Source organism: Paenibacillus taichungensis (genome assembly GCF_013359905.1).
In the GTDB taxonomy this organism is placed as follows: domain Bacteria; phylum Bacillota; class Bacilli; order Paenibacillales; family Paenibacillaceae; genus Paenibacillus; species Paenibacillus taichungensis.
Genome location: NZ_JABMCC010000101.1, coordinates 34,859 through 49,701, shown reverse-complemented (window position 1 = coordinate 49,701; position 14,843 = coordinate 34,859). Strand labels below are relative to the sequence as shown.

General features: G+C 46.3%; 14 protein-coding genes. 7 read left to right on the top strand and 7 right to left on the bottom strand.

The window, feature by feature from the left end; all coding sequences use genetic code 11:
• Positions 1 to 28: 28 nt before the first annotated feature.
• The 5 genes from HP548_RS06825 to HP548_RS06805 all read right to left on the bottom strand — a co-directional run bounded on the left by HP548_RS06825 (position 29) and on the right by HP548_RS06805 (position 6,664).
• Positions 29 to 868, bottom strand: coding sequence for a carbohydrate ABC transporter permease (locus HP548_RS06825; RefSeq protein WP_175381246.1), 840 nt, complete (start codon positions 866 to 868; stop codon positions 29 to 31).
• 5 nt (positions 869 to 873) lie between these two features.
• A complete protein-coding gene (locus HP548_RS06820) occupies positions 874 to 1,788 on the bottom strand; it encodes a carbohydrate ABC transporter permease (protein WP_099852891.1) in 915 nt (304 codons plus the stop codon).
• A 123-nt stretch (positions 1,789 to 1,911) separates the two neighbouring features.
• A complete protein-coding gene (locus tag HP548_RS06815; protein WP_175381245.1) occupies positions 1,912 to 3,474 on the bottom strand; it encodes a response regulator in 1,563 nt (520 codons plus the stop codon).
• Positions 3,449 to 5,266 (bottom strand): cache domain-containing sensor histidine kinase, encoded by a 1,818-nt coding sequence (locus tag HP548_RS06810; protein ID WP_175381244.1) that lies wholly within the window; start codon positions 5,264 to 5,266, stop codon positions 3,449 to 3,451. Before HP548_RS06810 ends, HP548_RS06815 begins: the two co-directional genes overlap by 26 nt.
• A 108-nt stretch (positions 5,267 to 5,374) precedes the next feature.
• Complete coding sequence (locus tag HP548_RS06805) at positions 5,375 to 6,664, bottom strand: Gfo/Idh/MocA family oxidoreductase (protein WP_076289691.1); 1,290 nt, start codon at positions 6,662 to 6,664, stop codon at positions 5,375 to 5,377.
• Between the two features lie 125 nt (positions 6,665 to 6,789).
• Between HP548_RS06805 and HP548_RS06800 the strand changes: the two genes are divergently transcribed.
• Positions 6,790 to 7,674: an AraC family transcriptional regulator gene (locus HP548_RS06800; RefSeq protein ID WP_175381243.1), complete on the top strand. Its 885-nt coding sequence runs from the start codon at positions 6,790 to 6,792 to the stop codon at positions 7,672 to 7,674.
• A 50-nt stretch (positions 7,675 to 7,724) separates the two neighbouring features.
• On the opposite strand, the gene HP548_RS06795 is transcribed toward HP548_RS06800, so the two are convergent.
• Both HP548_RS06795 and HP548_RS06790 read right to left on the bottom strand, forming a co-directional pair.
• Positions 7,725 to 8,012: a hypothetical protein gene (locus tag HP548_RS06795; RefSeq protein ID WP_175381242.1), complete on the bottom strand. Its 288-nt coding sequence runs from the start codon at positions 8,010 to 8,012 to the stop codon at positions 7,725 to 7,727.
• Positions 8,013 to 8,258: 246 nt separating this feature from the next.
• A complete protein-coding gene (locus tag HP548_RS06790) occupies positions 8,259 to 9,203 on the bottom strand; it encodes a glycoside hydrolase family protein (protein WP_175381241.1) in 945 nt (314 codons plus the stop codon).
• 376 nt (positions 9,204 to 9,579) lie between these two features.
• Between HP548_RS06790 and HP548_RS06785 the strand changes: the two genes are divergently transcribed.
• The 6 genes from HP548_RS06785 to HP548_RS06760 all read left to right on the top strand — a co-directional run bounded on the left by HP548_RS06785 (position 9,580) and on the right by HP548_RS06760 (position 14,836).
• The gene (locus HP548_RS06785; RefSeq protein ID WP_076289695.1) at positions 9,580 to 10,026 is read left to right on the top strand and encodes a RidA family protein; all 447 of its coding nucleotides are present in this window, start codon (positions 9,580 to 9,582) and stop codon (positions 10,024 to 10,026) included.
• Positions 10,027 to 10,031: 5 nt separating this feature from the next.
• Entirely contained in the window at positions 10,032 to 10,622 is a 591-nt protein-coding gene (locus HP548_RS06780; RefSeq protein ID WP_409347646.1) for a GNAT family N-acetyltransferase, read from the top strand.
• 257 nt (positions 10,623 to 10,879) lie between these two features.
• Positions 10,880 to 11,047 carry a hypothetical protein gene (locus HP548_RS06775; RefSeq protein WP_163753275.1) on the top strand — a complete coding sequence of 56 codons (168 nt, stop codon included), beginning with the start codon at positions 10,880 to 10,882 and terminating at the stop codon, positions 11,045 to 11,047.
• Between the two features lie 39 nt (positions 11,048 to 11,086).
• Complete coding sequence (locus tag HP548_RS06770) at positions 11,087 to 11,899, top strand: phosphotransferase family protein (RefSeq protein WP_175381240.1); 813 nt, start codon at positions 11,087 to 11,089, stop codon at positions 11,897 to 11,899.
• Between the two features lie 43 nt (positions 11,900 to 11,942).
• Positions 11,943 to 14,252 (top strand): class I SAM-dependent methyltransferase, encoded by a 2,310-nt coding sequence (locus HP548_RS06765; protein ID WP_175381239.1) that lies wholly within the window; start codon positions 11,943 to 11,945, stop codon positions 14,250 to 14,252.
• Positions 14,249 to 14,836: a histidine phosphatase family protein gene (locus tag HP548_RS06760; protein ID WP_175381238.1), complete on the top strand. Its 588-nt coding sequence runs from the start codon at positions 14,249 to 14,251 to the stop codon at positions 14,834 to 14,836. Before HP548_RS06765 ends, HP548_RS06760 begins: the two co-directional genes overlap by 4 nt.
• Positions 14,837 to 14,843: the final 7 nt, after the last annotated feature.

The window sequence follows — 14,843 nt, the reverse complement described above, 5'->3', positions numbered from 1 at the left end:
CTGGACAGGTATTTTCGTAATTTCGTAATCACTTCAGCCCAGTCGTTGCAATTCCCTCTAGAAAATAACGCTGAAATACCAGAAAGATAATGGTCACAGGCAGCAGAGACAGCGTGGACATGGCGAGCAGTGCGCCCCAATCCGATTGTCCCGATGGATCGAATAACGACCGAATCCCAAGCTGTACGGTAAACAGATCAATTTTGCTCAGGTAGATCATCTGACTAAAGAAGTCATCCCAGCTCCAGATGAAGGTGAAGATCGCTGTTGTGATCAGGGCAGGAACGAGAAGAGGCACCACGATTCTGAAAAAAATCTGCGATTGCCCGCAACCGTCAATAGTTGCACTCTCGTCCAGCTCCCGTGGGATACCACGGATGAATTGAACCATGAGCAGAATGAAGAAGGAATCCTGTGCCAGCCACTTGGGCAGAATGAGCGGGAAATACGTATTAATCCAATGCAGCTCGTTATACAGAATGTACTGAGGTACCAGGGTTACATGGTAAGGAAGCATGATTGTGACCAGCATAATGCTGAACCACAGGCCTTTGAACTTGAACTTCAATCTGGAAAAAGCGTAGGCTGCAAAGGAACAAGAAATCACATTTCCCAACACACTCATGACCGAGATCAACGCCGAGTTGCCGAAGAAGCGGCCAAACGACACCCCTTGCAATCCTTTCCAGCCATTCACAAAATGTTCAAGAGTAAAGCTGGTTGGAATCAGGCTACTATTCGTGAAGATGAGATGATTTGGTTTAAACGAACTGAGAATTAACCATAACACCGGATACAACATCAGCAGACCGAAGAGGATAATGGCGGCATGCCTCCCGGCTTGAACCAAACGTCGCTTTAGTGGCATGTGTACTATCTCCCTTCCTGATTGTCGCCGTAGAACACCCAGAATTTCGAGGTGAGAAAGACGATTGCGGTGAATACCCCGATAATGACCAGCATGATCCACGCCAGGGCAGAAGCATAACCCATATCAAAGAACGAGAAGCCTTTCAGATACAGGTACAAGGTATAGAACATTGTGGCGTCGAGCGGACCTCCGCGTCCATCCCCGATCACATAAGCGGGTGTAAAGGCTTGAAACGAATTGATCATGCTCATGATCAGGTTGAAAAAAATAACAGGCGAGAGCATCGGAAGTGTGATGCCGAAGAATTGGCGTACCTTTCCGGCCCCGTCAACGTCCGAAGCTTCATATAAATCGGCTGGAATTTGTTTTAGGCCAGCCAGGAAGATAACCATGGCCGAACCGAACTGCCATACAGAGAGCGTAATGATCGTATAGACCACATAATCGGGATGGGCAATCCAGGCGGGTCCGGTGATTCCGAACCAACTCAGAAACTGATTGACCAAGCCACTTCCTTCGAAAATCTGACGCCAGACGATCGCAATAGCGACGCTGCCTCCCAATAGGGAAGGGATGTAATACACGGTTCGGTATAAGCCGAGTCCCCGAATCCCTTTGTTCAGCGCCATTGCTACAAGCAGGGCGAAGGCAAGCCTGAGCGGAACAGATAGAAATACATAATAAAATGTTAGCCCCAAAGATCTGCGAAAGGTATCGTCTTCGGTAAAAATCTGGACATAGTTGCTGAGCCCCGTCCACGTTGGTGATGATAACAAATTAAATTTAGTCAAGGACAGGTAGAGCGACGCAACCATCGGTCCGAGTGTCAGACAGAAAAGTCCGATGAGCCAGGGCAGCAGAAACAAATAGGCAGTCATATTCTGCTGGCCGTATAACGGCTTGGACAGCTTTCTCATCATAGGCCTCCCTTCAGGATTGGATGTTAATTCGTGATCACCGCAAAATTGAATCCGCTTACAATATTTGCGGTGATTCTCTTGGTAAATTCATCATACTGGGGAGGAGGAGAAGCCGGAATCTCATTTCTTCGGATCATGATTATCAATTTTTTCGGAATGCAGCAAACGATAATCTGAAGGACTTATGTTGAACATTTTTTTGAATTTTGAACTGAAATAGCTTGGGGAACGGAAGCCTGTCAGCTCTGTAACATCCCAGACGGTTAGTTGGGTTTCCCTCAGTAAACGTATGGCATGTTTCATTCGCACCTCGGTTACATATTGAATAAAAGAGATGCCGGCAGCTTCTTTGAATATCTCTGAAAAATAGGTAGAGTTGTAGTTATAATGGTCAGCTAACGAAGTTAATGTCAGTTCCAGCATGTAATTTTCCTCAATATATCGTTTGGCCGATTCAATAACCGTATCTTCTCCAACCTCGGATGGCTGCTGTTGATTCACAAAATCTTCCGCCCAATGCATCAGCAGCAGTTCTGCCTGGTCTGGGGTCTTTAGCCAAAGCACCCATTCCGGGGAAATCCACGAGGATTCCTGTTCGAACAATAATGAAATTTGAAAAAGGCTTCGGATCATATGGGAAGTGGATATCCGAAATGAGTCAGCAAGCTCCTTTCGAATCACGGTGCGGAAGGAATCCAGCTCTCCACGAATGAGGCAACGATGCAGCATGCGACTGGTTTCCTCAGGCAGTAATGGACTATGATCTACTACGGGCACACGGTCCTGTGCACCTTTGCGCCCAGCAGAGTTCCAAGCCAAGAGGGAATGAATATAGCCCTCTTTCCAGCGCTCAAACCCAGACACGGACAATCCCAATCCAACTTGTACATCCATCGTTAAGACAGAGCGGGTCTGTGCTGTGATCTGCTGAGCAAATTCGTGCTGAATACCTTCCAATGTTATGAAATGCATGATTCCAGGGTGGGCTCCGTCATGGAACACTTGCACGTTATCTGGATAGGATTGAGCCATTTCGTGACAAAGCAGTTCAAAGGGTAGGTGGAGCTTTTCGGGAATACGTTCCACTGAGGCAGTCTGTATCCCAGAGTTTCGCATGCCAGCGGTGATGAAACAGACGCTGTGATCCTGCCAGGATTCCAGATGAAACAGCCGCATTCGTTCTGGCAGTGAAGAAGGTGGGAGGCGATGTCCCCTAACAAGATCAAGCAGGAAACGTTGCTTCATTTCTTTGTAATACTGGGAGAGACGCCATTGCATCATTTCGGAATCGCCGTGTAGCTGTTTCTTTTTATCCAACTCATCTTTGATTTTATTTAAAGTGGTTTTCAGTTCATCCCGGGTTACAGGCTTCAGCAAATAGTCCATGGCCTGGCTGCGCACACCTGCTCTGGCATAGTGGAAATCTTCATATCCAGTGATGATCATAATTTGAATGGAAGGATTAAGGCTTCGGCAAACGTCCAGTAATTGGACGCCATCCATGACCGGCATGTTCATGTCTGTAATTAACAAGTCAAAATGTTCAGTTTTCAGAAGCTCTTCCGCTTCGATGCCGTTTGCTACTTCACCTGAAATGATAAAGCCCATGTCTTGCCAGTTCACTTTCAATTTTAGTCCTTCGCGAACCTCGATCTCGTCATCTGCGATCAATACGTTGTACATCATATTCCTCCTGTGCGGGTAGAATCAGTTCAATAGACGTGCCGTTATGCTCTCCGTTCTCGATCTGAATGTTAAACAGACTTCCGTAATGCAAGCGGCAGCGTGCAACTACATTACCGAGCCCAATGTGCCAGCTTTGGCTTCGCAATAGGGGTTCCAGCTGAGATGCTTCAACAGGATCATGAATTTTCTGGATGATTTCGGCTGGAATCCCGGGCCCATTGTCTGAAATGTTGAAATGAAGGTGGTTATTCCGTCTGGAGATCAGGATGTGTACCTCTGCCGTCGTCTGATGCTGGAAGCTGTATTTGACGGCATTCTCGATAAGCGGCTGAAGAATAAATTTAATGATGACCAGAGAATTCAGCTTGCCTTCCTGTGTCAGAGAAATGTCCAGCTTATGACCGAAACGGGTTTGCAGAATGGAGATATAGTGGCGGATATAAGCCAGTTCCTCTGCAAGCTGTACCCTGTCGTCACTTGTATTCATGGAGAATCGCATCATTTTGCCCAGATCCTCAATGACCTGAACTGTATCATCTGTTCGGCGCTGCATGGCGAGACTGCTCACCAGTTCCAGCGTGTTAAACATAAAATGGGGATTAATCTGCATGAGCAGCGCTTTATACTCAGCTTGCTGGCGGAGTAGCTTCAGCTCGAATTCGTTCTGGATGTGCTGTCGCAATCGGCTGATCATGTAGCGGAAAGTGGAGATGACATAACTGACTTCGCTTTTTACATTTTTGTCCGGAGGCAGAAGGGACTCTGCTTGATCGAATGCGCCGCGCTGTACCTGTCTCATGGCCAATACCAGTCGTGTTAAAGGTTTGGTGACGCCATAAGAGAGCCAGGCAGCGGCAAACAAAGAGACGAGAATGAGAACAATGGTGACCACCAGAATGGTACTCTGAAGTTTGTGAAGAGAAGAATATAGCTCTTTTTCCGGTGCCAGACCAGCCAGCATCCAGCCCGTACGCCCCAGCTTTTTGTATACCAGAATATCACGCTGTCCTTCATCATTGTTCAGGTACACCACACCCGATTTGAGCGAGTTGTTCCGGATCTGATCGATTTCTGCTAAAGCTTCGGCACCAAGCTGATTGGCCTGTTGGGAAAGAATAGGACTTCCTTGTTCGCCCAGTAGAAAAATAGTGCTGCTCTCAGCCAAATGGATTCGGTTAAGCGGTTCCAGAAAGTAAGATTCGCTGACGTTAATTTTCATCACATTTTGGGCTGTAGCATGGTGAAAGGTCCCGATGGGCATTAGCAGACTAACTACCGGGTTGCCGTGATCCCTTATATTTTCATGTTGATCGGTATGTGGAGGCAGCCAGTGATTCTCTGAGATAAAGAAATTTTTGTACCATGATTCCTGCAAAAAGAGAGCGTCGGTCGTTACTTGATTTTCACTGCCAATCCTCAGTCCATTTCGTCGATAGATGGATACATCGGAGATACTGGTGTAGCTGTTCGTAGCCTGGGTCAGAAAACGGCTCATCGCCAGATTGACAAGCATCTTTTCCCCTTCAGGAAGGTTGGAGTCACTTATTGCGTTATCCCAGTTCTTGGCGGTATCGCTGTTGAAAACAAGAGAGGCTACATCATAGATCTGCATTTGAACCATATCGACATAGGAACCGTATTCCTCCATCTTCTCAAGAGCAGAAGATTCAATGTAGGAACGAATTACAGTGCGTGATTCCTTAAAGAGTAGGAAGGAGAGTGCGCCAAAACAAAGAACGAAGAGCACAATGATAAAGGCGATCAGGCGGCTTTTTAATGAGAAAAACATGGATTCCTCCTTAAGCGAATAGATTTCAAGACCGTCGTCAAAATGGGAAAAAGACTGCGTATTACACGCAGTCTTTGAATTAAATGTGGTTGGAGCGGCCTTGCGTTCCTAGAAACGAACCAGATTGTTGATGCGAACAGGTAAGCCGGTTGCGATGGCTCGGTTGGCTGCAATTCCGGTGAGGATGGATCTTGCTCCGTCGAATTGGTTGGCAGCGCGGTGGTATGGATCTTCCGCTGGCTCTCCAAACAGATCATTCAGAAGTACAGGATCACCTCCGCCATGACCACCTTCTTTTTCCTCGACCTGAACCTCGTATGGGGCATCGAACATGGGAAGGACACGCAGTGTTTTGCCAATCAATGCACCTTCAAGATTTTTGTCACCCAGCGAGTTAACATAGGATTGTTCTACAATGTTCATTTCGATCCGGCCTTTGGTGCCATTAATGGCGATGCGATAGCCTTCCCACGGCTGGTATGCAACCAGTGAATAGGTCAAAATGGCTTTGTTCTGATACTGGACAAGAACACCCATTGTATCCTCGATGTTGATGCCATCTCCGAATACGCTTTGATCCCGCTGGTAGCCGTCTTCCGGTTCAGCATCCAGATACATGGCTTTGAGATGTGCATCCGAATCCAGATGCAGGGCAAAAGGATCTTCTTGCGCAATCGGGTTGCCCGTTGCACGAGTGTAAAACTGGGTCACGCCTCGTTCCTCTGCGTTCTCTCTACCATAATACATGAGATCACCGAATGCGAAGACGGTCTCAGGCTGCGAACCGATCCAGAAATTGACCAAGTCGAAGTGATGCGTGGATTTGTGCACGAGCAGTCCGCCACTATTACGCTTGTCCCGGTGCCAACGGCGGAAGTAATCTGCGCCATGGCGCGTATTCAGCAACCATTCGAAGTGGACCGAAGTCACTTTTCCGATTGTGTCATTCTGAATCAGTTCACGTATTTTGGTATGGTGCGGCGCATAACGGTAGTTAAAGGTGACGCGTATATTTTGTCCAGTCCGCTTGACGGCATCAAGAATATCCTGACATTTGTGTTCATCAATGGTCATGGGCTTCTCAGTCACAACATCACAGCCAAGCTCCATTGCGCGAATGATATATTTGTGGTGGGTGCGGTCGATGCTAGTTACAATGACGAAGTCCGGTTTCTCGTTCTCAATCATCTGATCAAACTGATCTGCAGGATAGGTTGGCACCTCATTGTATTTATATTTTTCCCTCAGCAACTGATTGGCGTAATTCATGCGTGTCTGGTTAATATCACAAAAAGCTGCAAGTTCGGATGTTTCCCTGAAATTTTGGGCTAATGCTCCATAGAAAAATTCAGCACGGCCGCCTGTTCCGACCAATACGTAGCGTTTTTTGTTACTCATGTGTATCGCCTCCTTGAATATAGCTTTAGACTATAACAAGGAAGCACTTCATTCGCCGCTTTTTGTGCGTAATCGCTTTCAAATGCCGCTTATTTTGCTATAATTCAACTAAAGGGGGCAGCTGCATGATACAGACATTTCAAGCGGATTACCATGATCCCACCGGATATTTGAATATCGAATATGATCGCCGCCTTGGATATTTTTCCATGACCGATGACCATCTGCATGACCATTATGAGCTGTACTACCTGCTATCGGGTGAGCGCATTTACTTCATTAAGGATCGAACTTATCGAATCAAAGCCGGAGACTTCGTATTCATTAACCGGAATACCGTTCATAAAACAATGGAGAGTGGAAGACCAGACCATGATCGAATAGTTCTGTATATCAAGCCAGAGCTGTTCAACGAATTGGCTATTTTACCCGAGCTGGCTGAGGGACTGAAGGAGCCATTCGGCTGGAATATTCCCATTCTGAGGCTTCCTTCACAAGCAAGTGAAACAGCGGAGCGAATGGTCAGTGAAATGATTGATGAGATGGTCCATACCAGAGCTGGAAGCAGTCTGCTGCTGCGTCACCGATCCGTTGAACTGCTGTTGTTTGCTTACCGTAACAAACATTTGAGCACCGTGCACTCGGCCGACAGTGAGCCGGTTCTGCATCCCAAGGCACAGGCAGTGGTGCGTTATCTCAACGATAACTATCAGCAGGATTTAGCGCTGCCTGAGGTTGCTGCATTATTTCGAATTAGTCCCCATTATCTCAGCCGTTTGTTCAAACAGACTACAGGTTTCACGTTCAGCGATTATCTCAATCTGCTTCGTGTGAAGGAGGCGCAGCGTTTGCTGCGTGAAAGCGAGGATTCCATAACCGAGATCGCTCTGCGAGCGGGATTCAGCAATTTTTCACATTTCGGGAAGATGTTCAAGCGTACGGTTCAGGTGTCACCGAGGACATATCGACAGGAGTTTAGAGAAGTAGGTTCGACGAGAGTGCTGAGATAGGGTGGGTTTATTTCAAACGTTGGAGTCCCTTAATAATGATGTTTGTTTTATCACTTACCTTTTGTAATTCTTTCAATGAAAGCATAATATTCGAAAGCGTTCTTAATATTGTTCGTATAGATGCTCAGGTTTGTTTTATCTGTTGTTTTGTTGCTTTTGATGTATCGATCCAGCTCTTTTTTATAATGTATACTTTCCAGAATAACACTGCGGTAAGCTGAGTCGGCAGAAGACTCGATACGATGTTTGAGTTCACGATACTTATGAAAAAAGATGGATGCAATAATCAGAATGATAGTGAATAAAATCAGAATAATATGTCGTGTTTTTGTACTCATAAATACGTCCTTGTTTATGTATTTAGTATGTTCCCATTTTGAAAATGGAGTTCTACATAATATCATGTAACGACACTTAAACCTATAGGTAAATACAGGAAGGAAATTCTTGAAGACACGCGATCCAAAGTCGAACATGTAAAAAAAAAAGAACCTGAGCAATCCTGCGTGCGCAGACATTGGTTCAGGTCCTTTATTATGACGTTGTAAAACAGTGTTTAAATCTCACTTTAGGAACAACGCAGCTCAAACCGAAATTTGACTTGTATCGTTCTCCGGTCGCAACTTCATCTGTAACACTTCATCCCGTGGACAGACCATCACACCATCAATGACATCGAGACGTGCGGCCTGAATGGAGGAACGACGTGCGGGTTCGCTGGCATGATCGATACCTTCGATCCGGTCTGGGTGGGTAAAATAAAAGATATAGGCTTCATCATTCTGTACGACGACATCTGCATGCAAACCGATTACACCATCATCCTCACGATTTCCTGGCTGATCGAGAATCAGACTGTTCCATTCCCAATGCTCCAGGTCATCCGACTTGTAAACAGCCTGTCCTCTCCATTCGTCAACAATCATCCAATACGAATCACGGAAACGAAATACGTTAGGCCCTTCATGCGCACGCCCTGTAATAACCGGACCGATGACTTCCCATTGATAGAGATCCGGGCTATCTGCTGCATACGTATGGGATGAATTAGCTTCATCCTTGTACCACATCCGGAATTTTCCGTTCGGCAGCGGGTAAATACACGCATCAATCACACGATCCGAGCTAAGCACCAGTTTGCCGTGAAAAGTCCAACATATCAGATCCGTACTGGTGTAATGCAAAATGTGCCGATCATGGCCAGCCCAGTCATGAGGCACCCCTTGAATGTAACTGACATACATGTGATACGTGCCTTCATGCCAGAAAATTTCGGGAGCCCAGAACGTATTATGTCCCCATTCATGCTCCAACCCGGTTAACGTACCGCGATAAGTCCAAGACTGTCCACCGTCAGCTGAAGAAGCTACGCCCAAATCCGTGCCATGCACCCAGGCGAACTTTGGCCCTCCGGCTGTGGCTCTGCGATTGGTATAGATCATCCACCAGGTTTGCTCGGAACGATTCCATACAACGACCGGATCAGCAGCTCCATCAAAGATGGGATCACGAAACAATGGTGCACTCATGACGATTCCTCCTTATATTCAATCCCATTGATTTTAGAGTTATTGCTTCTATCGTAAAAGAAATGATTTGAAATTACAATATGACGTTTTCAATATTTAAGGAATTATATATTTATTAATTCATTTAAAATATCAATAAAAATATCAATTGAATCTAACATCGTAAACTGCACCCTGTATCCTAGTTTAGAGCATTTAATGCTGATCGACATTTGAAATGTAATTAATTACTTATATAGAAGGAAAATATTCCTTCAACCCATTTTACATCTTGCAGTTCAAGAGCAACCGGCGTATATTGAGATTTAACTAAATTAGGAATAAATTGAAAGATTGATAGCTTGTAAAGACATTTTTATACATAAAGGAGAAGCCGATGATACAGACCAGATTGGACGAATTGGGCATTGTATTGCCCCAAGCAAGTACGCCGGCAGCAAAGTATACCAATGCGGTGATTGTAAATGGAATCATGTATGTGTCCGGTAAAGGGCCGGATACGCAAGAGCGTGGCAAACTGGGGGAGCAGTTCACGACGGAGCAGGGATATGAATTTGCCCGAAATGCTGCCATCGAGGTGTTGGCTGTGGTTCAGGAAGTGCTTGGTTCACTGGATCGGGTGAAGCGGGTGGTTAAAGTGCAGGGGTTCATCAATGCGACCGCCTCGTATGAGGAGCACCATAAAGTGTTAAACGGGTTCTCAGATCTGATGCTGGAAGTGTTTGGAGAACAGGGCGCGCACGCCCGTTCCGTATTTGGCGCTGTATCCGTGAGGGATAACTTGCCGCTGATCATTGACTCGATTTTCCAAGTGGAGGAGTAGAGTTCATGACCAATCCCGCTTCAATGAATCCGTTAATGCTGTCTTTTCCCGAAAGTTTCGAAACACCGCGTTTGACCATTCGTGCCCCGAGGTGGGGAGATGGAGCGGCAGTGAATGAGGCAATTCGTGAAAGTGCGGAGCAATTACGTTTGTGGTTGCCTTTTGCTGAAAACATACCTTCACTGGAGGAATCGGAAGCGCATGCCCGCAAAGCCAGGCTGCAATTTCTGGAGCGTACCGACATGATGCTTCATTTACGTGACAGATTTACGGATGATTTCGTGGGCAGCAGCGGACTGCATCGAATCGACTGGAATGCACGTTGTTTCGAAATCGGTTATTGGATCAGAACTTCGCGTGCCGGTGAGGGTCTCATGACAGAAGCGGTCAGAGGTATTGAGCAGTTCGCAATAAGCTATCTGGAGGCCAATCGACTGGAAATTCGATGTGATGCCCGCAATGTGCGAAGTGCCAAAGTGGCTGAGCGCGCAGGCTATACGCTTGAAGGTGTGCTGCGCAAGATGCGGCGTGATAGTACAGGTACGTTAGTAGATATGATGGTGTTTGCCAAGGTAAGAGGCGATGAGTTTGAATAAAATAGTTTGAGTTGAGATAAGAAATGAATCGTAAGAATGATTTAAAAGAAAGAAACGGCTCCTGGAAGAACACGTTGTGTTGTTCTCCAGGGCCGTTTTTTTTGCTATGGCTGTCTTGAAGAAAAGTGAAGGCAAGTTCCACGATACGCATGCTGCTAACCGACGAACACAAAATATTATTGAAATTTATTTCCTTGTAAGCTGATTCTGTTTCTATTATATATGATGTATTTGCTGTTACGACGCAGGGGGATATAATGAAGAAAAGGATCCAAAATGGAAGAAAGAATGATGCATCTTTTCATGCCATCATATATAAACGAAGCCAATTGGGCCAGGAACAAATCACCAACATGCAAGACAGCCACCGGACGATTGGCATTCAGGGAAATGAATGTATGATAGCTGTGGGTGAACATCAATAGGCTGAATGAATCAAGCGTTCATATCAGGAGGAATGAAGAATGAGACGGATTGGGCAAGGAAGAACGGCTGAGATCTATGAGTACCCATCAAATCAGATTATGAAATTATACCATGCGGATTTTCCAGCCGAAGCTGTTCAGAATGAGTTTCGAATTACCGAGGCAGTATTCCAAAAGGGCCTACCTGTGCCACAGGCAAGATTGTATATGGATGATGAATCGCGTAAAGGGATTATATTTGAACGGATTGAAGGCAACACGATGTTATCCCTCATGATTCAGGAGCCCGTGTTGATCGAAGAACTATCGCGTCAAATGGCAGTCTGTCATCATAGCCTTCACGCCCAACAGGATGATGAAGGAGCACTCCCCACACATAAGCAGATTCTTACTGGGGCCATTCGCAATACCTCTCTATTGTCGGAAGAAGATAAGGTGCAGGTTATCAATTATATGTCGTCGCTTCCGGAGCGAAAGCAAATTTGTCATGGCGACTTTCATCCCGATAATGTCATGTTAAATGAAATGAGAGATCAATATTGGGTTATAGACTGGATGACAGGCATGTCGGGTGATCCAGCGGGTGATGTGGCACGAAGCTGGGTAATATTAATGAGCGGCACGTTGCCGGAGGATACAGACCCGGCTGTTCATAAGGGATTTGAATTGGCTCGCAATGTAATGCTGGATCATTATATCCAACATTACATCCAGATTTCCGGGATATCTCGCCAGGAGCTGGATGCCTGGATTTTGCCTGTCGCGGCTGCACGTCTAGACGAGAGGTTACCTGCAGTGGAAGCGGATCAGTTAATCAAGCTTGTGCAGGATCGTATTCGTCTGCTGAAATGACATATTTAGTGTAACTAACAAGGATAACGAGGTGAAGAAATTCATGCTGAACGCATTAAAGGCCATACAATCTTACAAGTCAGGCCATCTCCCGGAGGGGGAGCAGCCACTGTGGCTACAGCTGCTGGCAGCGGCAGAGCAGCCGAATATTAACCTGGAACGCATTCATTCTATAGCTGAACTGGAAGACACGAATCCGGTACTGGATTACGTAGAACGTACACTCCTGGTGCTGGAGCAACTTCAGGTTTCTTTTTGGATGCGAGAAATTCTGGAGGATGTGTTGGTCTGGTCGGAAACGGCAAAGGCAGGATCACCGAAACAGCGGCGAAAATGGCAGAAACAGGGGGTTAACCTGTTCGTGCACAATGTCGGTTCAGCACAGCTATATGACATGTATGGAAGTGTTGGACATTTGCATGGCAAGCAAGGCCATCGTGAGGAGGAACATTCATCTCGATCAGAATCCTCACGTGATTTATCAAATGATGATCCAAGCGGTAATACACAAATTGCGCAAACTGCATATGGTTCACCCACACCTCGGCATGAGATCATTCGTACCCTTATTGCCACACACGGACTTATTGGTCAGTACATAAGAGGAGAAATCCCATTTGCCGAAAATGCCCCACTGCACTCGTTCATAACGCAAGGGTGGCTGACCGCAGATGAATTGCAGGCCATCCTGATCGCATTAAATGAATGTATCATTGCTGGTGTTGATCCAACGTTGTGGAATCAAGTTCAGGCTGAAGTGCAGCGTATCGTAGGTTGGATCATTACAGAGCCGGATCATACAGACTGGAATGTGAAGGAGCGGCTGTCACGCTTACGGAGCTCATCTATACGTCAGGGAGAAGCGATGGATGAAGCATATGCCAAACTTCAAGCCAAGCTTGAGATCGAGAGACTTCTCGCTCCTCTTGCTCATCGGACCTTATGGTATGTGGAGTCAGCGATGCATGATTTTTCGTTGCAGGAGATGGTTAAGATCTTCCTTTTGACGCTGCACAGTGAAGCTATGGTGTTATCTGTAGATGATTTGACGATGAACAGCACAGGCATAGGCAGAGTAACCGAAGAAGAAGGAGTGGGCTTGAACTCGACTTCGCAGGAGCAACAAGGGGATATGGTAAGGCATATCAGCTTCGAACCATTAATGAACACGATGTATTACGATCATAAAGGTGTCAAGAAACTGAATGTTTACAAGAAACGAATGATTGAAAAGTATTTGGAGCAATATTCGTGGGAGCAGATTGAAGCAGGTGAGACGATTACTTACCCCCATCTGACACATCGGATTGAGCGGCACCCGGATTTGCGGGATACGGTTTTTGTGACATTTGAATTTTCCCCGGCGGCCGAGAAGCTAATTGCATTTTGTATTGAAGCAGAAAAGTCTCCGTTATACGAAAAGGCTGTGCTGTTGTTATTTGACCTATTTGGACTCCGTCGGGATGCGTATGATCGGTTCCATAATGAAGAGACGTATCTGGCCGACATGAATAGCTCAGGTGATTACAAGAAAGTACTGCTGGATTACATGGTTGGCAAACGTGTGCTCGATATCGGTCCCGGCGGTGGAATATTGCTCGATCTGATTGAGCAGGAACGACCTGAGATGGAACCAATCGGCATTGATATTTCAGCGAATGTTATTGAGGCGTTGGAGCGCAAAAAGCAGCGGGAGGCACATCGCTGGCAAGTATTGAAGGGAGATGCTCTCCAACTGGATCAATACGTGCAGCCAGGCACGGTGGATACGGTTATTTTTTCATCCATTCTGCATGAACTGTATTCGTATATTGAACGTGACGGACGAAGATTTAACAGGGATACGGTCGTAGCTGCGCTAAGAAGTTCATTTAACGTGTTATCCCCCGGGGGCCGAATTCTGATCAGGGATGGCATCATGACTGAACCCGAAGCGCAGAAGCGTCGAATTCGTTTCCTTGAACCGGATGGGATGCGATGGCTGGAGCGGTATACGCAGGATTTCCAGGGACGCAGCATTGAATTCGAGCGAATCTCTGAGGACGAAGCGGTGCTGGATATCAACGATGCGATGGAATTTCTGTACACCTATACATGGGGCGAAGAAGCATATGTCCATGAGATTCAGGAACAATTCGGCATATTTACCCCATCGGCATATGAGCAAAGTATTCGCGAAGCGCTGGGTGAGCAAGCCGAGATTATTACATTAAGACACTTTCTTCAAGAAGGATATACGGAGGCGCTTGGAGAACGAATTATATTTATGGATGAACAGGGTCAACCTTCACCTTTGCCAGACAGCACCTGCCTGATTGTGATTGAAAAGAAGAAAGGAATGGCGGACAGATGACGAATGAAGCCAACACGGCTTTATATTTTGTAAGGCACGCGGAATCTGAATATATGGAAGGGCAGGAACGTGAGCGTGGTCTGACGGAACAAGGAAAAAGGGATGCGGCGACCGTCGCGGGTCTGCTCCACCGGGAGCAGATACAATCGTTTTATTCAAGCCCGTATAGACGGGCCGTGGATACGATTCAGGGGTTGGCCGAAGTGTCAGGTGGCATTGTGGTCACCGAAGAGGATTTGCGTGAGCGTAAGCTGTCAGGTCCTGAAGTGAAGCATGAACATTTTCGGGAAGCCAAACAAAGGCTCTATGATGATCCTGCATTCGCTTATTCAGGTGGAGAATCCGGCGAAGTCGCTGGGGCGCGGGCAATTGCTGTTATACAGCGAATTCTGGATAGGCATCCGGGACAAAAAATAGTGATTGGCACCCATGGGGATATCATGACGTTGATTTTCAATTATTTTGATTCGTCCTACGGTTATGACTTCTGGGCAAATACAACGATGCCGGACATCTACAAGCTGGAGTTTGATCGTGAAGGTAGGTTGGTTCAGGTAACACGATTGTGGGAAGAACAGGTTTAGTCCTTTG